This window comes from Streptomyces sp. NPDC006923, from assembly GCF_040635655.1.
In the GTDB taxonomy this organism is placed as follows: Bacteria; Actinomycetota; Actinomycetes; order Streptomycetales; family Streptomycetaceae; genus Streptomyces.
Genome location: NZ_JBEYIF010000012.1, coordinates 201,318 through 219,119, shown reverse-complemented (window position 1 = coordinate 219,119; position 17,802 = coordinate 201,318). Strand labels below are relative to the sequence as shown.

At 70.9% G+C, this 17,802-nt stretch carries 15 protein-coding genes; 9 read left to right on the top strand and 6 right to left on the bottom strand.

All coding sequences use genetic code 11. From position 1 onward, the window contains the following. Positions 1-96 precede the first annotated feature (96 nt). Entirely contained in the window at positions 97-1,803 is a 1,707-nt protein-coding gene (locus ABZ707_RS24365; RefSeq protein WP_360178698.1) for a glycerol-3-phosphate dehydrogenase/oxidase, read from the bottom strand. 278 nt (positions 1,804-2,081) lie between these two features. Between ABZ707_RS24365 and ABZ707_RS24360 the strand changes: the two genes are divergently transcribed. Further along, positions 2,082-3,344, top strand: a complete 1,263-nt coding sequence (locus ABZ707_RS24360) for a nucleotide sugar dehydrogenase (RefSeq protein ID WP_360178695.1) — start codon at positions 2,082-2,084, stop codon at positions 3,342-3,344. Between the two features lie 77 nt (positions 3,345-3,421). Here the strand turns inward: ABZ707_RS24360 and ABZ707_RS24355 are convergent, their stop codons facing one another. The 4 genes from ABZ707_RS24355 to ABZ707_RS24340 all read right to left on the bottom strand — a co-directional run bounded on the left by ABZ707_RS24355 (position 3,422) and on the right by ABZ707_RS24340 (position 7,802). Continuing rightward, a complete protein-coding gene (locus tag ABZ707_RS24355) occupies positions 3,422-4,546 on the bottom strand; it encodes a GuaB3 family IMP dehydrogenase-related protein (protein WP_360178692.1) in 1,125 nt (374 codons plus the stop codon). 159 nt (positions 4,547-4,705) lie between these two features. Then, positions 4,706-6,208: an IMP dehydrogenase gene (gene guaB / locus ABZ707_RS24350; RefSeq protein WP_360178689.1), complete on the bottom strand. Its 1,503-nt coding sequence runs from the start codon at positions 6,206-6,208 to the stop codon at positions 4,706-4,708. A gap of 172 nt (positions 6,209-6,380) precedes the next feature. Beyond that, positions 6,381-6,956: a sigma-70 family RNA polymerase sigma factor gene (locus tag ABZ707_RS24345; RefSeq protein WP_030351487.1), complete on the bottom strand. Its 576-nt coding sequence runs from the start codon at positions 6,954-6,956 to the stop codon at positions 6,381-6,383. A 234-nt stretch (positions 6,957-7,190) separates the two neighbouring features. Then, a complete protein-coding gene (locus ABZ707_RS24340) occupies positions 7,191-7,802 on the bottom strand; it encodes a response regulator transcription factor (protein ID WP_003948568.1) in 612 nt (203 codons plus the stop codon). A 425-nt stretch (positions 7,803-8,227) separates the two neighbouring features. Between ABZ707_RS24340 and ABZ707_RS24335 the strand changes: the two genes are divergently transcribed. Continuing rightward, a complete protein-coding gene (locus ABZ707_RS24335; RefSeq protein WP_360178685.1) occupies positions 8,228-8,569 on the top strand; it encodes a WhiB family transcriptional regulator in 342 nt (113 codons plus the stop codon). A 106-nt stretch (positions 8,570-8,675) separates the two neighbouring features. Here the strand turns inward: ABZ707_RS24335 and ABZ707_RS24330 are convergent, their stop codons facing one another. Then, the gene (locus ABZ707_RS24330) at positions 8,676-9,566 is read right to left on the bottom strand and encodes a LysR family transcriptional regulator (protein WP_360178682.1); all 891 of its coding nucleotides are present in this window, start codon (positions 9,564-9,566) and stop codon (positions 8,676-8,678) included. Between the two features lie 79 nt (positions 9,567-9,645). Between ABZ707_RS24330 and ABZ707_RS24325 the strand changes: the two genes are divergently transcribed. The 7 genes from ABZ707_RS24325 (at position 9,646) to ABZ707_RS24295 (ending at position 17,795) form a co-directional block, all read left to right on the top strand. Further along, a complete protein-coding gene (locus ABZ707_RS24325; RefSeq protein ID WP_360178679.1) occupies positions 9,646-10,338 on the top strand; it encodes an MOSC domain-containing protein in 693 nt (230 codons plus the stop codon). 237 nt (positions 10,339-10,575) lie between these two features. Continuing rightward, a complete protein-coding gene (locus tag ABZ707_RS24320) occupies positions 10,576-11,346 on the top strand; it encodes an SDR family oxidoreductase (RefSeq protein WP_360178676.1) in 771 nt (256 codons plus the stop codon). 206 nt (positions 11,347-11,552) lie between these two features. Continuing rightward, positions 11,553-13,115: an alpha-1,2-mannosidase gene (locus tag ABZ707_RS24315; RefSeq protein WP_360178673.1), complete on the top strand. Its 1,563-nt coding sequence runs from the start codon at positions 11,553-11,555 to the stop codon at positions 13,113-13,115. A gap of 175 nt (positions 13,116-13,290) precedes the next feature. Then, complete coding sequence (locus ABZ707_RS24310) at positions 13,291-14,400, top strand: substrate-binding domain-containing protein (protein WP_360178670.1); 1,110 nt, start codon at positions 13,291-13,293, stop codon at positions 14,398-14,400. A 157-nt stretch (positions 14,401-14,557) separates the two neighbouring features. Next, positions 14,558-15,892, top strand: coding sequence for a sugar ABC transporter substrate-binding protein (locus ABZ707_RS24305; protein ID WP_360178667.1), 1,335 nt, complete (start codon positions 14,558-14,560; stop codon positions 15,890-15,892). Next, on the top strand, positions 15,889-16,866 hold the full coding sequence (locus ABZ707_RS24300; protein WP_360178664.1) for a sugar ABC transporter permease: 978 nt from the start codon (positions 15,889-15,891) through the stop codon (positions 16,864-16,866). The genes ABZ707_RS24305 and ABZ707_RS24300 overlap by 4 nt, the downstream gene beginning before the upstream one ends. Further along, a complete protein-coding gene (locus tag ABZ707_RS24295) occupies positions 16,863-17,795 on the top strand; it encodes a carbohydrate ABC transporter permease (protein ID WP_360178661.1) in 933 nt (310 codons plus the stop codon). Before ABZ707_RS24300 ends, ABZ707_RS24295 begins: the two co-directional genes overlap by 4 nt. Positions 17,796-17,802 lie beyond the last annotated feature (7 nt).

Sequence of the window (17,802 nt, the reverse complement as noted above, 5' to 3'; positions counted from 1 at the left end):
ACCCCCCCCTGCCTGGGCCCCGCCCCCCCCGCCGCGCGCCCCCCCGCCCCCCCCCCCGGGGGGCCCCCCCCGGCCCCCCCCCCCGCGCCCGGGTGCTCAGATCGGCACGATGTCCGGCGCTCCGAGCCTCGCCGCGTCCGCCGTCTGGTCGTCCGGCTGCCGCTGCGACTCCCGCTCCGCCTCCACCCGCTTCTGGTAGTGCTCGACCTCCCTGTCGATCCGGTCCTGGTCCCAGCCCAGCACCGGAGCCATCAACTCGGCGGCCTCCCGCGCGCTGCGGGTCCCCCGGTCGAACGTCTCTATGGAGATCCGGGTCCGCCGGGTCAGCACATCGTCGAGATGGCGGGCCCCCTCGTGCGAGGCGGCGTACACGACCTCGGCGCGCAGGTAGTCGTCGGCCGCCGCGAGCGGTTCGCCGAGGCCCGGGTCCGCCTCGATCATTTCCAGCAGCTCCCCGACGAGCGTGCCGTAGCGGTTCAGGAGGTGCTCCACCCGGACCACATGGATGCCGGTGCGCGCCGCCATCCCGGCCCGCGCGTTCCACAGGGCGGGATAGCCCTCGGCGCCGAGCAGCGGCACCTCGTCCGTGACGCTGTCGGCCACCCGCTGGTCGAGGCCGTGCACCGCCTCGTCCACCGCGTCCTTGGCCATCACCCGGTAGGTCGTGTACTTGCCTCCAGCGACGACCACCAGGCCGGGCACCGGATGGGCGACCGTGTGCTCCCGCGACAGCTTGCTGGTCGCGTCGGACTCCCCGGCCAGCAGCGGCCGGAGCCCCGCGTACACCCCCTGCACGTCGTCCCGGGTCAGCGGCACGGACAGCACGGAGTTCACATGCTCCAGCAGATAGTCGATGTCCGCGCTGGAGGCGGCCGGATGGGCCTTGTCCAGATCCCAGTCGGTGTCGGTGGTGCCCACGATCCAGTGCCGGCCCCAGGGGATGACAAAGAGCACCGACTTCTCGGTCCGCAGGATCAGCCCCGTCGTGGAGTGGATCCGGTCCTTCGGCACGACCAGATGGATGCCCTTCGAGGCCCGGACATGGAACTGCCCGCGCTCAGCGATCAGCGCCTGGGTGTCGTCCGTCCACACGCCGGTGGCGTTGACGACCTGCTTGGCGCGGATCTCGTACTCCCCGCCCGCCTCCACGTCCTGCACACGCGCGCCGACGACCCGCTCACCCTCCCGCAGGAAGCCGACGACCCGCGCCCGGTTGGCCACCCGCGCGCCATAGGTCGCCGCCGTACGGACCAGGGTCGCCACATAGCGCGCGTCGTCCATCTGCGCGTCGTAGTACTGCAACGCGCCGACCAGCGACTCCTTCTTCAGACACGGCGACACCCGCAGCGCCTGCCGGCGCGTGAGATGGCGGTGCACCGGCAGCCCGCGCCCATGCCCCGACGACACGGACATCGCGTCGTACAGCGCGACCCCCGCGCCGGCGTAGAGCCGCTCCCAGCCCTTGTGCCGCAGCGGATACAGAAAGGGCACCGGCTTCACCAGATGGGGCGCCAGCTTCTCCAGCAGCAGGCCCCGCTCCTTGAGCGCCTCCCGCACCAGCGCGAAGTCCAGCATCTCCAGATACCGCAGACCGCCATGGACCAGCTTGCTCGACCGGCTCGATGTGCCGGAGGCCCAGTCGCGCGCCTCCACGAGTCCGGTGGCCAGGCCGCGGGTCGCGGCGTCGAGAGCGGTCCCCGCTCCGACCACGCCCGCGCCCACGACCAGCACGTCCAGTTCACCCTCGGCCATCGCCGCGAGCGCCTGGCCGCGCTCCGCGGGTCCCAGTGTCGCTGTCCTCACCGCTGCCTCCCGTCATCCCCCGTGTGGTCGGGCTCACAGATCGATTCTGTCCGTACTCCACGACTTCAGCCACTGCCTGTGGATAACACCGGCCGGCAACGGGGGACGACAGGAGACGACAAGGATTGGGCCGATTCCCCGATAAACAGCCCTTCATCGGCCGCGCAATACCACAGAACGGTCATATTTACTCCTAGTCTGACATTGCGCATCGCCCGTTCTGTCCACCCGGGTTGCGCTCACTGTCCACTCCGGCTACGGGAAGGACGGCCACCGCCGTGCCCGCAGATCTCGCCGTCATCGGACTCGGCCACCTCGGCCTGCCCCTCGCCCAGGCCGCCGTGGCCGCCGGCATCGACACCATCGGCTACGACACCGACCACCGCGCCGTCGCGGGGCTGGCCGCCGGCCACACCCCGGTCGACGGACCGCTCAGCGCCTCCGACATCCGCAGGATGCTCTCGGGCGGCTTCCGGCCCACCACCAACCCGACCGAGCTGGGCCGCGTCCGCACCGCCGTCATCTGCGCGCCGACCCCGCTGGGCGCCGACCGCACCCCGGATCTGACCGCGATCGGCGACGCGGCCCGCGCGCTGGCCGCCCGGCTGCGCCCGCACACCACCGTGCTGCTGGAATCACCGGCGGCGCCCGGCACCACCGAGGACTTCCTCCGCCCCCTCCTGGAGGAGGGCTCGGGCCTGCGCGCCGGACGCGACTTCCATCTCGCCTACTCCCCCGGCCGCTTCGACCCCGGCAACCGCACCCATGGCTTCGCCAACACCCCCAAGGTGATCGGCGGTCTCACACCGGCCTGCACCGAGTCGGCCGCCGCCTTCTACGGCCGCCTCACCGACAAGGTGGTCAGGGCGCGCGGCCCGCGCGAGGCCGAGACCGTCAAGCTCCTCGAAACCAACTTCCGGCATGTGAACATCGCGCTCGTCAACGAGATGGCCGTGCTCTGCCACGACCTCGGCGTCGACCTGTGGGACGTCATCCGCTGCGCGGAGACCAAGCCCTTCGGCTTCCAGGCGTTCCGCCCCGGCCCCGGCGTCGGCGGCCACGGCGTACCGATGGACCCCAGCTATCTGCCGCAGGCGGGCCGCACTCCCGGTCATCCGCTGCGGATGGTCGGCCTCGCCCAGGAGATCAACACGCGGATGCCGCAGTACGTCATCCAGCGCTGCGCGACCCTCCTCAACGAGCACGGGAAATCCGCGCGGGGCGCCCGGGTGCTGCTCCTCGGCGTCACCTACAAGCAGGACCTCGCCGACCAGGAGAGCTCACCGGCCACCGAGATCGCCTCCCGGCTGATGGATCTCGGCGCGGCCGTCAGCTACCACGATCCGTATGTCTCCGACTGGCGCGTCCGCGACCTGCCCGTGCCGCGCGCGGACTCGCTGTACGAGGCCGCCGCCAACGCCGATCTGACGGTCCTGCTCCAGGCCCACCGCACGTATGACCTCCAGGGCCTCGCGGTGAAGGCGCAACTCCTGCTGGACACCCGGGGCGCGAGTCCGGCGGGAGCCGCGTACCGGCTCTGACCGGCCTTGATCACGGGTGATACGCGCGAGGTGCCCGGACCGGCACATCCGGTCCGGGCACCTCGGGCACGCGGGGGTCAGCGGCGGTGCTGCGAGTCCGCCACCGTCACCTCGACGCGCTGGAACTCCTTGAGCTCGCTGTAGCCCGTCGTCGCCATGGCCCGCTTCAGCGCGCCGAAGAAGTTCATCGATCCGTCGGGGCTGTGCGAGGGGCCCGTCAGGACCTCCTCGGTCGTCCCGACGATGCCCAGGTCCACCAGCTTGCCGCGCGGGACGTCCTCGTGGACCGCCTCCATGCCCCAGTGGTGTCCCTTGCCCGGCGCGTCCGTCGCCCGCGCCAGCGGAGAGCCGATCATCACCGAGTCCGCGCCGCACGCGATCGCCTTGGGCAGATCCCCGGACCAGCCGACCCCGCCGTCCGCGATGACATGCACATACCGGCCGCCGGACTCGTCCATGTAGTCCCGCCGGGCCGCCGCCACATCCGCGACGGCGGTCGCCATCGGGACCTGGATGCCCAGCACATTGCGGGTGGTGTGCGCGGCGCCGCCGCCGAAGCCCACCAGCACGCCCGCGGCGCCCGTACGCATCAGGTGCAGAGCGGCGGTGTACGTGGCGCAGCCACCGACGATGACCGGCACGTCCAGCTCATAGATGAACTGCTTGAGGTTCAGCGGCTCCGCGGCCCCGGAGACATGCTCCGCGGAGACCGTCGTGCCGCGGATGACGAAGATGTCGACCCCGGCGTCCACCACGGCCTTGGAGAACTGCGCGGTGCGCTGCGGTGAGAGCGCGGCCGCCGTGACCACGCCCGAGTCCCGCACCTCCTTGATGCGCTGCCCGATCAGCTCTTCCTTGATCGGTTCGGCGTAGATCTCCTGGAGCCGGCGGTTGGCGCTCGCCTCGTCCAGTCCGCGGATCTCGTCGAGCAGCGGCTGCGGGTCCTCGTAACGGGTCCACAGGCCCTCCAGGTTGAGCACCCCCAGACCGCCCATCTCACCGATCCTGATCGCGGTCTTCGGAGAGACGATGGAGTCCATCGGAGCGGCCAGGAACGGCAGCTCGAACCGGTAGGCGTCGATCTGCCAGGCGATCGAGACCTCCTTCGGGTCCCGGGTGCGCCGGCTCGGGACGACGGCGATGTCGTCGAAGGCGTACGCCCTGCGGCCGCGCTTGCCGCGCCCGATCTCGATCTCAGTCACGATGTGTGGCCTTTCCCTCTACGTCTGCGGTCCCAGTATCCCCGACGCCCGCGTCCCGGGGTGCGTCCCCGGCGCCCGTATCCCGGGCCGGGAGGTGTCGCGCACAGCGGTGAGGGGCGGTCCCGGAAGCCCGGGACCGCCCCTCACGGACGCTCACACTCAGTGCTGGTTGTAGTTCGGCGCCTCGACCGTCATCTGGATGTCGTGCGGGTGGCTCTCCTTGAGGCCGGCCGCGGTGATCCGGACGAACCGGCCCTTGCGCTCCATCTCGTCGATGGAGGCCGCGCCCACATACCCCATGGTCTGGCGCAGGCCGCCGATGAGCTGGTGCAGCACGGCCGCCAGCGGGCCGCGGTAGGGCACCTGGCCCTCGATGCCCTCGGGGACCAGCTTGTCGTCCGAGGACACATCGGCCTGGAAGTAACGGTCCTTCGAGTACGAACGGCCCTGGCCACGGGACTGCATGGCACCGAGCGAGCCCATGCCCCGGTACGACTTGAACTGCTTGCCGTTGATGAACTGCAGCTCGCCCGGGGACTCCTCGCAGCCCGCCAGCAGACTGCCGAGCATCACGGTGCTGGCCCCGGCCGCGAGCGCCTTGCCGATGTCGCCGGAGTACTGGAGGCCGCCGTCGCCGATGACCGGGATGCCCGCCGCCTGGCAGACCACCGCGGCCTCGTAGATCGCCGTGACCTGCGGAACGCCGATACCGGCGACCACCCGGGTGGTACAGATCGAACCGGGCCCGACACCGACCTTGACGCCGTCCACACCCGCGTCGATCAGCGCCTGCGCGCCGTCACGGGTGGCCACATTGCCGCCGATGATGTCCACGGGGACACTCGACTTGATCTTCGACATCCAGTTGAGCGCGTTGCTGTTGTGTCCGTGGGAGGTGTCCACGACCAGGAAGTCGACACCGGCCGCGACCAGCGCCTGGGCCCGCTCCAGCGCCTCGGGGCTGGCCCCCACGGCGGCGCCGACCAGCAGCCTGCCCTCCGCGTCCTTGGCCGCGTTCGGGTACTTCTCCGCCTTGACGAAGTCCTTGACGGTGATGAGGCCCTTGAGGATGCCCGCGTCGTCGACGAGCGGCAGCTTCTCGATCTTGTGGCGGCGCAGCAGTTCCATGGCGTCCACGCCGGAGATGCCCACCTTGCCGGTGACGAGCGGCATCGGGGTCATGACCTCGCGCACCTGGCGCGTACGGTCCGCCTCGAAGGCCATGTCCCGGTTGGTGACGATGCCCAGGAGCTTGCCCGCGCGGTCGGTGACGGGGACACCGCTGATCCGGAACTTCGCGCAGAGCTGGTCGGCCTCGGCGAGCGTGGCGTCCGGGTGGACCGTGATCGGGTCGGTGACCATGCCGGACTCGGAGCGCTTCACCAGGTCGACCTGGTTGGCCTGGTCGGCGATGGAGAGATTGCGGTGCAGAACACCGACGCCGCCCTGCCGTGCCATGGCGATCGCCATGCGCGCCTCGGTGACCTTGTCCATCGCGGCGGAGAGCAGCGGGATGTTCACCTTGACGTTCCGGGACACCAGGGAGGAGGTGTCCACCTGGTTCGGCAGCACTTCCGAGGCGCCCGGGAGCAGCAGCACGTCGTCGTATGTCAGCCCGAGCGTCGCGAATTTCTCGGGCACTCCGTCGACGTTTGCAGTCATGACACCCTTCCCAAATGGCCTTGATCGGTGCGGATGTCCATGCTAACGGGCTCCACGGTCCTCTCATTCCACGATGAAGATCACCGATTGGCTTTGTACGTTCGTACGTCGGCGGCGGCCGCCCGGGTCACCGGCCGGTGCCGGTGACCGAGCGGTGCCGGCCCCGGCCGGATCACTGCTCGGCCAGCGCCCGCAGTCTGCTGAGCGCGCGGTGCTGCGCGACCCGGACCGCTCCCGGGGACATCCCCAGCATCTGGCCCGTCTCCTCCGCGGTCAGGCCGACCGCGACCCGCAGCACCAGCAGTTCGCGCTGGTTCTCCGGCAGATTGGCGAGCAGCTTCTTGGCCCACTCGGCGTCACTGCTGAGCAGGGCGCGCTCCTCCGGGCCCAGCGAGTCGTCCGGCCGCTCCGGCATCTCGTCGGACGGCACGGCCGTGGATCCCGGGTGCCGCATGGCGGCCCGCTGGAGATCCGCGACCTTGTGTCCGGCGATGGCGAAGACGAACGCCTCGAAGGGCCGGCCGGTGTCGCGATAGCGCGGCAGGGCCATCAGGACCGCGACACAGACTTCCTGCGCGAGGTCCTCCACGAAGTGCCGCGCGTCACCGGGCAGCCGGTTCAGCCGCGTGCGGCAATAGCGCAACGCGAGTGGATGAACACGGGCCAGGAGATCGTGCGTGGCCTGTTCATCGCCATCGACGGCACGGTGAACGAGCGCACCGATCACCGTGGTCTCGTCGTCGCGCATCGGTCCATGGTGCCTTGGCGGCTGCTGATTGGCGGTACCGCGTCCGTAGTTGTGCACCGAAGCGTTATGAGCGGGTGCGGCAGAACTCATCCCCTGCGCCCTCCCCTCGCGCTCGTCCGACTCGTCCCCGAGGAACTCCACAACTCAAGGATGCGGCATCGGCCGGGAAACGGTTGCGTACGGGCGTACGTTGCCCCGCCCGCCTCGCGGCGGGCGGGGGTACGGGCCGTCGTGTCAGCGGACCAGGCCCCAGCGGAAACCGAGCGCCACGGCGTGCGCGCGGTCGGAGGCGCCGAGCTTCTTGAAGAGCCGCCGGGCGTGCGTCTTGACCGTGTCCTCGGAGAGGAAGAGCTCACGGCCGATCTCCGCGTTGGAGCGGCCGTGGCTCATGCCTTCGAGCACCTGGATCTCCCGCGCGGTGAGCGTGGGAGCAGCGCCCATCTCCGCCGAACGCAGTCTGCGCGGCGCGAGCCGCCAGGTCGGGTCGGCGAGCGCCTGGGTGACGGTGGCCCGCAGCTCGGCGCGCGAGGCGTCCTTGTGCAGATAGCCACGAGCACCCGCGGCGACCGCGAGCGCGACGCCGTCCAGGTCTTCCGCGACCGTGAGCATGATGATCCGGGCGCCGGGGTCGGCGGAGAGCAGCCGGCGGACCGTCTCGACTCCGCCCAGCCCCGGCATGCGTACGTCCATCAGAATCAGGTCGGAACGATCGGCGCCCCAGCGGCGGAGGACTTCCTCGCCGTTGGCCGCGGTGGTCACGCGCTCGACACCGGGCACGGTCGCGACCGCGCGGCGGAGCGCCTCTCGGGCAAGCGGGGAGTCGTCGCAGACGAGGACGGATGTCATGACCGTCCTCCGCAGCTAATGCGCGTCACCTTGAGCCTCCAGGCTGGGTACATATCGTCACCTGGGCGATTGACGCCCTCGGACGTGTGCCCGAGTGCCTCGTTCTCTCAACCGCCTCGCACACTCAACGACGGTCACTCGAAAGAGTTACGGGTCGCGCGAGCGAGTTCGCCACTCGCTGTGAGGGGTCGCGCACAGAGAAGAGCGACGCGGGTCGCCCGGGGTTCACTCAGAGCTATGCCCCATTTAGCGGCTTTTCTTCCCTTTTGCTGGTGTCTGTGGCTAGATTCGCAATGAGTCATATTTACATCTACTTACACAGTAGATGTACCGTCGTGAGCACCGGTGCGGTAGCGCGTCGGGCTCGTGCCCGGCGTCCAAGCGGCCCGTATCCGCCTCAGCACGGTTTCAAGGGGACATGAGCAATGGCAGATTTCTCCCGCCTTCCCGGACCGAACGCAGATCTGTGGGACTGGCAGCTCCTGGCGGCTTGTCGCGGTGTGGACAGTTCGCTCTTCTTCCACCCGGAGGGGGAAAGGGGCGCGGCACGAAGCGCGCGTGAGAACTCGGCGAAAGAGGTGTGTATGCGATGCCCGGTCCGCGCGGAATGCGCGGCGCACGCCCTGGCGGTGCGGGAGCCGTACGGCGTGTGGGGCGGACTGACGGAGGACGAACGCGAAGAGTTGATGGGGCGGGCGCGGACCCGGCTGATCACGGCGTCGACAACCGGCCCGGGCACCGGCCCCGACGACCATACGAACGACTGACGCCAGAAGAGAAGAAACGTTCATGCTTCTCGCCCGAAGGTAGCTGAGTGCCGAGCGGTGAGAAGACAGGCGTCGGCGAACACCGGCCTCGGGGCCGCGTGCGCCGTCAGCGCGCGGCGGCCAGGACCAGGTGGTCCAGCGTGGCCGCCACGGCCGGGACCCTCGCCAGGTCCGGCAGGGTCAGCGCGACGATCTCCCGGTGGACCGGCGGCTCGACCGTGAGCGTCCTGACGCCCTTGGGCCGTACCGACTCCAGCGCCAGCTCCGGCAGCATCGCCACCCCGAGCCCCGCCGCCACCAGGCCGATCACGGCCGGATAGTCGTCCGTCGCGAAGTCGATCCGCGGCGTGAACCCCGACGTCTCGCAGGCGTCGACAAGCTGCGTACGGCAGCGCGGACAGCCCGCGATCCACGACTCCTCGGCCAGCTCCTCCAGGGCGGTCTTCCCCGCGTCCGCGAGCCGGTGCCCCTCCGGGACCAGGCCGACGAGGCGGTCCACGAGCAGCGGACGTACGACGAGGTCGTCCCACTCCGCGGCGGAGCCGCCGTACCGGAACGCGAGAGCCACATCGCAGTCGCCGCCGCGCAGCAGCTCGGCGGACGCGGGCGGTTCGGCCTCGACGAGGGAGACCCGGGTGCCCGGATGGGCCGCGCGCAGGGCGGCCAGCGCGGTGGGAACCAGGGTGGAGCTGCCGCTCGGAAACGACACCAGGCGCACCCGGCCGGCCCGCAGCCCGGCGATGGCCGCGATCTCCTCCTCCGCCGCGACGAGTCCGGCGAGGATGCCCGTCGCGTGCCGTACGAGCACCTCGCCGGCCTGCGTCAGCCGCATCTCACGGCCGGTACGGACGATCAGCGGGGTGCCCGCGGACGATTCGAGCGCCTTCATCTGCTGGCTGACGGCGGGCTGTGTGCAGCCCAGCTCGCGCGCGGCCGCCGAGAAGGAACCGGTGCCGGCCACGGCGCGCAGAACACGGAGATGGCGTGCTTCGATCACCGACTCACCATAAGTGTGTCTTGGGACGGGCCGCCAATCAGCGGTCCTTCCTTTGGGGGCGGGCGCTATCGTGCCGCTCATGAAGCTTCTGACCGTGAATGTGGGCCGGCCCAGGACCGTGGAGTACAGCGATGCCCCGGGTGGCGCCACCGGAATCGACAAGCGGCCGGCCGACGGTCCCGTCCGGGTGGCGGATCCCGGCCCCAAGGGGGAGGGCGCGAGCGGTGTCGCCGGGGACACGGTCTGCGATCTGCGCCACCACGGCGGCAGCGACCAGGCCGTGTACGCCTTCGCGCGGGAGGACCTGGACTTCTGGGAGCGGGAGCTGGGACGGCCGCTGGCCAATGGCGCCTTCGGCGAGAATCTCACCACCTCCGGACTCGACATCACCGGCGCGAAGATCGGTGAGCGCTGGCGGATCGGTCAGGACGTGGTGCTGGAGACGACGAGCGGGCGGATTCCGTGCCGTACCTTCCAGGGCTGGCTGGGCGAGCGGGGCTGGGTCCGGCGCTTCACCCGGCAGGCCGTGACCGGCGCCTATCTGCGGGTCATCACGCCGGGCGAGATCCGCGCGGGCGACGCGATCGAGATCGTCCACCGGCCCGCGCACGACGTGACGGTGGCCATGTCCTTCCGGGCCGTCACCCTGGAGCGGGAGCTGCTGCCGCGCCTCCTCGCCGCCGGTGAGGCACTGCATCCCGAGGAGCTGAGGACGGCGCGCGAGTACGCCGCCGGGCTCGGCGCGGGCGCCGGCGCGGTGAAACTGCCCTGACGCGGGGCGTGTTGGGCGGAACGCCCGGCGTGCGGGGTGCCCCCGAGGGTGACGGACGGTGGCATCGGGACGGTACGGGTGGGGCCCGGTGCCGCGCGGCCTCCCCCGTGACCGCTCCACCACGAGGGCCGGGGAGCGACGGGCCGGTTCGTGGTGGCGGGGACGGGCGGAAGGCGGGCCCTCCCGCCGCGCGCCAGGTACCTCGGGGGCACTGGCACAGGCGCTAACGTGCCGCGTATGACGACTGCTTTGATTACGGGTGCGACAGCGGGAATCGGCGCCGCCTTCGCGCGGCGGCTGGCGCCGGACGGGCACAATCTCGTGCTTGTCGCCCGCGACACCGAGCGCTTGCAGGACCAGGCCACCGAGCTGCACGACCGGCACGGCATCGAGGCCGAGGTGCTGACCGCCGACCTTTCCACCGACGAGGGGATCGCGGCGGTGGAGACCCGGCTCTCGGACCGCAGGCAGCCGGTCGATCTGCTGGTCAACAACGCCGGGTTCGGGAACAAGGGGCGCTTTCTCGAAGTCCCGATGTCCGACGAGCTGACGATGCTGAAGGTGCACTGCGAAGCGGTACTGCGGCTGACCTCGGCGGCGGTCGTGGGCATGAAGGCGCGCGGGCGGGGCGGGATCATCAATGTGGCGTCGACGGCGGCGTTCGTGCCCCGTGGCACCTACGGCGCCTCCAAGGCATGGGTCGTGCAGTTCACCCAGGGCGTGGCGCTGGATCTGGCGGGCAGCGGGGTGCGGCTGATGGCGCTGTGCCCCGGCTTCGTCAGGACCGAGTTCCATGAGCGGGCCGGAATGAACACGGACGCCATCCCCGGCTGGATGTGGCTGGACGCGGACAAAGTGGTGCCGGTCGCGCTGGCGGACCTGGCACGCGGAAAGGCCGTGTCCGTGCCCGATCCCCGGTACAAGGCGCTGGTGGCGGCGGCGAAGCTGACTCCGCGCGGGGTGCTCGGCGGGATCTCCTCGAAGACGCGCAGGTTCGGCCCCCGCTGAGGGGCGTCCCGCGGGCCCCCGTGCGGTCGGTGTCGGTGGACCCCGGGCCGCGAGGGCGTTCCGCCGCTGCCGGCGGGTGGGCCGGACCGGCAAGTCCTCGCGTCCCCGCGATGTCAGTGGGTGCCGATAGCTTCGTGGCATCCGAGGACAGCGGGTGTCCGCGGATCGCCATCGCAGGACGACTGCCCGATCACTGAGGGACGCTCATGGAACCGGTCTTCGCGGATTTCTCCACCACTCCGGCCCGGCTGTCGAACGCCGTCGTGGGACATCACCGGTGCGGGGTCGCACCCTCGCATCTCGCGCTGGACTCCGACGGATACGTCAAGCTCGACTTCACGACGGCCGGACGCGAGGAGATCGCCGGGGCCGTCCTCACCGTGACGACCCTCGGCGCGAGCGTTCCCATGGACGTCCTGCTCAACGGAAAGGCCGTGGCGGAGGGGCTCACATTTCCCGAGGCCGGCGGAGACAACATTCCCCAGGACCGGGTCCTGTCCCTCCCGGAAGAACTGCTGACGCCGGGCGACAACCTCCTGGAGATACACGGCCCCGCCGGCGAGGAGGGGCTGCTCCGGCTGACCGCCATCACCGTGGACCCCGCCCAGGACAGCGGCCGGGCCCGGCGCGCCATGGCGGCCAGGGCGAGCACCCGGTCGGTCTTCGCGTTCGGTACCGAGCAGCGCCCGGTCAACTCCGCCGTGTGGCAGCCCGCTCCACGGCTGCTCTTCCACATCGACCGGGGCGACCGGGCGGTTCCCGCGCAGCTCTCCTGGCGCGGGACGGACGGCGCGGAAACAGCGATAGCGCTCCGGGCGGACATGTCCGGCTTCCACGGCCACTACCGGGCCGCCGACGGCGCGCTCGGCGAGTTCCGCGGCACGCTGGCCGACCGCTGGGCCTATCCCGACGGCACGGCGGACGTCCCGCTGCACCGGTTCTCCACCGAGGAGGGCCAGGACGGCGGCTGGCGTCCCTCCGGTGAACTGCGAATCCTGCTCGACGACGGCCGGGCCACGCCCGTGGAGCGGGTGTCCTGGAGCGACCGGCGCGGGAACACGGCCTCGGTCACCCTGACCGCCGCCGTCGCGACGGCGGACGGTGATGCCGTGCCCGGCGAGCTGCGTGACATCACCGACGCGGTCGTCGATGTCGAGGCGAGCGACGAGTTCGAGGCCGGAGGGGAGGTCGCGCGCAACGTACTCCGCAAGTCCCGGAGCAAGTGGCTGGTGCACGAGGACACCGCCGAGCTGGACTTCACCCTCCAGCGCCCGGCCGCCGTCGCGTCGTACTCGCTGACCTCCGCCAATGACGCCCCGGGCCGCGATCCCCGGGACTGGCAGTTCCAGGGCTCGCACGACGGCAGCACATGGACGACGCTCGACACCCGTTCCGGCGAGCACTTCACACGCCGCTTCGAGACGAGGGACTTCCCCTTCGCCAACACCGCGCCCTACCGCCGCTACCGGCTGCGCATCACCGACAACGCCGGCGGCCACGAGACCCAGCTCAGCCAGGTCCGGCTCCACGCCGGTGCCGGCCGGGCTCCCGCGGCCACCGCGTCCGACTTCATCGGCTACTACGGGCCGGCCGGAGAGGCCCCCACCGGGTACCGGGGCACGACCGTGCCCGGAGCCGACGCCCCGGGGGAGCCGGCGGAAGGGCCCCGGGAGAAGCTGCTCGCGGGGGATCTGACGGACACCGCGGGGGACCTGGAAAGCGCCGCCCGCCTCCTCGGAAAGCTGGCGGAGTACCTCCGGACCCCCTGACCCGGCCCGCCGCAGCGGTGTCCCTCGTCCGGATCGGGCCGGGCCCGTGCGTCCCGGCGCCACGGGATCGGCCTGATCGAATGATCGAATCTTCCGGCATTCGATCGAGCGCACTAGGGTCGTGTCATCCGGGGCGCCGCCGGTCCCGGACCTCACGACCGAGGGGGCCGTCACCGTGCGCGAAGGTGCCGCTGAACGTCATGACCGTCTGCTGAACCTGGTGCGCGAGCGCGGCACCGTACGGGTGTCGGACCTCGCCGCCCGGCTCGGTGTCTCGCCCGTCACGGCGCGGCGGGACGTGGAGGCGCTGGCCGTCCGCGGCCTGCTCGACCGGGTGCACGGCTCGGTGTCCTGGCCCGAGCGGCAGGGGCCGGCGGGGATCGCGCCGGGCGGCGGCGGTCCGGTCCTCGGCATGCTGGCGCCCGCCGCCGCCTACTACTTCGCCGAGGTGATCCGCGGCGCGCACGAGGCCGCCGCGCGCCTGGGTGCCCGGCTGATCCTGCGGGTCTCGGACTACCGGCCGGAGGACGACGCGGCGCACGCGGCCGGGCTGCTGGCGGCCGGCGCCGAAGGACTGCTTCTCGCGCCGAGCTGGACGGAGCCGGGCCATCAGGCCGAGTACAGCGACTGGATCGCGCGCCTCCCGGTGGACACCGTGCTGGTGGAGCGCCGGGAGGTGCCGGGCGGGCCGCTGGCCGGCCTGGACCGGGTCTGCTCCGACCACGCGCACGGGGTGCTGATCGCCGTACGCCATCTCGTACGGCTGGGGCACCGGGCACCCCTGCTGGTGGCACGGTCGGACAGCCCGACCGCGCTGGCCGTACGGGCGGGGTACCGCGAGGCGCTGGCCTCGCTGGGGCTCGACGCGCCGCTGCCGGTGATCGATTCGACCTCGGCCGAGCGGGATCCGGAGCGTTTCGAGGCAGCGGCGCGGGCGCTGTGCGCGGCGGTACGGGCCGGGGAGGCGACCGCCGCGCTGATGCACAACGACGAGGACGCCATCCGGATGGTGCGGCGCCTCGCGGAGCTGGGGGTACGGGTCCCCGGGGACCTGGCCCTGATCACCTATGACGACGAGGTCGCGGCCCTCGCCGACACTCCGCTGACGGCGGTCGCCCCGCCCAAGCGTGAGGTGGGCAGGTGCGCGGCCGAGCTGCTGGTCCAGCGGCTGACCGCGCCCGCGGGAGCGGCGGAGGACGCGCCGCGCCGGCATGTGGAGCTGCTGCCCCGGCTGCGTGTGCGGGCCTCCTGCGGCGCGGCCGGTGCGTCCGTCCCGCACGCCTGAGGCGATTCCTCCGCGATCGCCGGAGGTGATTCCGATGCGATCCCACCGTTGGATTCGATCATTTTTCGATCAATCAATCTTTCGGTCTTGACTCCGCTCACGGCGGATCGAAGTATCACGGCCACCGCCTGTCCCCCGCACGCACAGGAGCCGCGCCGTGAGCCGAAGTTGGTCCCGTCCCTTCCACGCCCTGGCCGGCGCCGCCACGGCGCTCGCCGCGCTCGCCGCCCTCACGGCGTGCGGCGGCGGTGCCGACGCCCCCGCCGGATCCGCCGACGCTCCGGTGACCCTCACCTTCTGGGCCTGGACCAAGGGGTCGAAGGAGGTCGTGGACGCGTTCAACGCCTCCCACGACACGATCAAGGTGAAGTTCGAGGAGATCCCCTCCGGGGGCCTCGGCGGATATCCCAAGATCGCCAACGCGGTGAAGGCGGGCATCGCTCCCGATGTGCTCTCCATCGAGTACCCACAGCTCTCGCAGTTCGTCAGCCAGGGCTCGCTCCAGGACCTCAGCAGCTATGTGACCGACGACATCGAGAAGAAGTTCCTGCCGGGCGCCATCCAGCTGACCACTCTGGGCGGGCGCAACTGGGCCATCCCCTTCGACGCCTCACCGCAGGTCTTCTACTACCGCAAGGACTTCTTCCAGCGGCACCACATCACGCCGCCGCGCACCTGGGCCGAGTTCCGTACGGCGGCCCAGCGGGTCAAGCGGGCATCGCCGACAACCAGGATCGCCACCTTCTTCCCCGACGATCCGACGTTCTTCCAGGCGATGGTCTGGCAGGCCGGCGCCCGCTGGTTCAGGACCGGGAAGGACGCCTGGGGCATCGACACCACGGATCCCGCGTCCCTGAAGACCGCGGCGTACTGGCAGGACCTGATCGACGACGAACTGGTCAGCACCGCCTCGTCGTTCAGCCCGGAGTGGACCAGCTCCCTGAAGCAGGGCACCACCGTCGGCTATCTCGGCGCGTCCTGGAGCGCGGGCGTGCTCGCGGGCATCGTGCCGGAGGAGAGGGGCAAATGGGCCGCCGTGCCGGTGCCGAGCTGGAACGCGGACGAACCGGCCAGCGGCATGATCGGCGGTTCCACCTTCGCCGTGAGCAGGACCAGCGAGAAGACCGCCGCCGCCGTCGAGTTCGCCCTGTGGATGTCCACCAGCGAGGCGGGCATCACGGCACGGATCGGCGCGAGCACGTCGAGCGCCCTGCCCGCCTCGCCCGCCATGGTGCCGGTCGCCCGCAAGGCTTTTGACACCAGCTTCTACGGCGGCCAGGACCTCTACGGCCTGTACGCGAAAGCCGGAGCGTCGATCAGCCCCGGCTGGGTCTGGGGCCCGAGCACCGGCGCCACCAACGCCGCGCTGGGCGACGAACTCGGCGCCGTCGTCGGCGGCGCCTCCACTCTCCGCCACGCTCTCACCACGGCGCACGACGCGACCGTCACCGATCTGCGGAAGCGCGGCCTGAAGGTCGAGGACCCCTCATGACCACCGAGACCGGCACCCAGACGACCGGCGTCCGCGGCACCGGCAGCCGCCCGACACGTCGTGGCCGCGCCTCCGGCGTCAGCGCCAAGACCCGTACCGGTCTGGCCGCCGGTGTGCTCCTCGCCCCGTTCTTCGTCCTGTTCGGTGTGGCGATGGTGATCCCCGTCGGCTACGCCCTCTGGCTGAGCCTGTTCACCGAGAAGCAGTCCGGGCTGGGATTCGACGGGCCCAGGACCGTCTTCCACGGCCTCGGCAACTACGCGGACGCGCTGGGGGACCAGGCATTCCGCGACGGCTTCTGGGTCCTTCTCGGCTACTGCGCCTTCTACATCCCCCTGATGGTCGGCGGCGCGCTGATCCTCTCCCTGCTGCTGGACACGGCCCTGGCCCGCGCCCGCCGCTTCTTCCAGCTCGCGCTCTTCCTGCCGCACGCCATCCCGGGGCTGATCGCCGCGCTGATCTGGATCTATCTCTACACACCGCAGCTCAGCCCCGTCGTCCAGGCCATGGAGGCCGGCGGCCTCGGCTTCGACTTCTTCTCCTCCGAAGGCACCCTGCCCTCGGTGGTGAACATCGCGCTGTGGGAATGGCTCGGCTACAACGTGGTGATCTTCTACGCCTCCCTCCAGGCCATCGACCGCTCACTGCTGGAAGCCGCGACCGTCGACGGCGCCGGCCAGTGGCGGCTCGCTCTCAGCATCAAATTCCCCCTGATCCGCGCCTCGTTGGGGCTCGTACTGCTCTTCACCGTCATCGGTTCGCTCCAGCTCTTCACCGAGCCGCTGATCCTCAGCCGCGGCTCGGGATCCGCGGTCACCAGCACCTGGACGCCCAATATGTACGCCTACAGCGCCGCCTTCGAACGCAACGACTACGGTCTCGCGGCCGCCGCGTCCGTCCTCATCGCCCTCGTCGCCGCCGCGCTCTCCTTCGGCGTCACCCGCTTCTCCAACCGGAAGGAGGCACGGGCATGACGTCCCCCCTCGTGGCCGACCCGGCCACCCGGCTCCAGTCCCCGCGCCCCGGCACCACCGGCCGCGCCCCCGTCCGGGCGGCCCGTCCCGGCACCGGCCGCTGGCTGTCCAGGTCCGCCGTCAACGGGGCGCTGCTCCTCGCCGCCGTGTACACGCTCTTCCCTCTGGTCTGGCTTGTCACCGCCGCCACCAAGGACGCCGGCAATCTGCTCGGCGGCGATGTGTTCTCCTTCGAGGGCTTCAGCCTCGGCCAGAACCTCTCCACCCTGTCGTCCTACCAGGACGGCATCTACTTCCGGTGGTACGGCAACTCCCTGCTCTACGCGGGCGTCGGCGCCCTCGGCTGCTCCCTGGTGAGCGTCGCGGCGGGCTACGCCTTCGACAAATACCGGTTCCCCGGCAAGGAGAAGCTGTTCGCCGTCGTCCTGCTGGGCGTCCTGCTGCCCTCCACGGCACTGTCGCTCCCGCTCTATCTGCTGGCGGTCAGGACAGGCACCATCAACACCTACTGGTCGGTGCTGATCCCCGCGCTGGTCAACCCGTTCGGCGTGTATCTGTCCCGGATCTTCAGCGCCGGCTATGTCCCGGACGAGGCACTGGAGGCGGCCCGCATCGACGGCGCGGGCGAGCTGCGCGCCTTCTGGTCGATCGGCCTGCGCATGATCATGCCGGGCTTTGTGACCGTCTTCCTCTTCCAGTTCACCGCGATCTGGAACAACTTCTTCCTCCCCCTGGTGATGCTCTCCGACCGGAAGCTCTACCCGCTGAGCCTCGGTCTCTACAACTGGCACAGCAACGCGAACAGCGATCCCACCTTCTATCCGATGGTCGTCACCGGCTCCCTTCTCGCCGTCACCCCTCTGATCATCGCTTTCGTCTCCCTGCAACGACACTGGAAGGCCGGACTCACCGCCGGCAGCGTCAAGTGACCAGCGC

Coding starts and splice junctions, on each gene's coding strand:
- guaB (WP_360178689.1), bottom strand. CDS start 6,208: ATGACTGCAAACGTCGACGGAGTGCCCGAGAAATTCGCGACGCTCGGG.
- ABZ707_RS24320 (WP_360178676.1), top strand. CDS start 10,576: ATGACGACTGCTTTGATTACGGGTGCGACAGCGGGAATCGGCGCCGCC.
- ABZ707_RS24325 (WP_360178679.1), top strand. CDS start 9,646: ATGAAGCTTCTGACCGTGAATGTGGGCCGGCCCAGGACCGTGGAGTAC.
- ABZ707_RS24345 (WP_030351487.1), bottom strand. CDS start 6,956: ATGCGCGACGACGAGACCACGGTGATCGGTGCGCTCGTTCACCGTGCC.
- ABZ707_RS24300 (WP_360178664.1), top strand. CDS start 15,889: ATGACCACCGAGACCGGCACCCAGACGACCGGCGTCCGCGGCACCGGC.
- ABZ707_RS24340 (WP_003948568.1), bottom strand. CDS start 7,802: ATGACATCCGTCCTCGTCTGCGACGACTCCCCGCTTGCCCGAGAGGCG.
- ABZ707_RS24315 (WP_360178673.1), top strand. CDS start 11,553: ATGGAACCGGTCTTCGCGGATTTCTCCACCACTCCGGCCCGGCTGTCG.
- ABZ707_RS24295 (WP_360178661.1), top strand. CDS start 16,863: ATGACGTCCCCCCTCGTGGCCGACCCGGCCACCCGGCTCCAGTCCCCG.
- ABZ707_RS24335 (WP_360178685.1), top strand. CDS start 8,228: ATGGCAGATTTCTCCCGCCTTCCCGGACCGAACGCAGATCTGTGGGAC.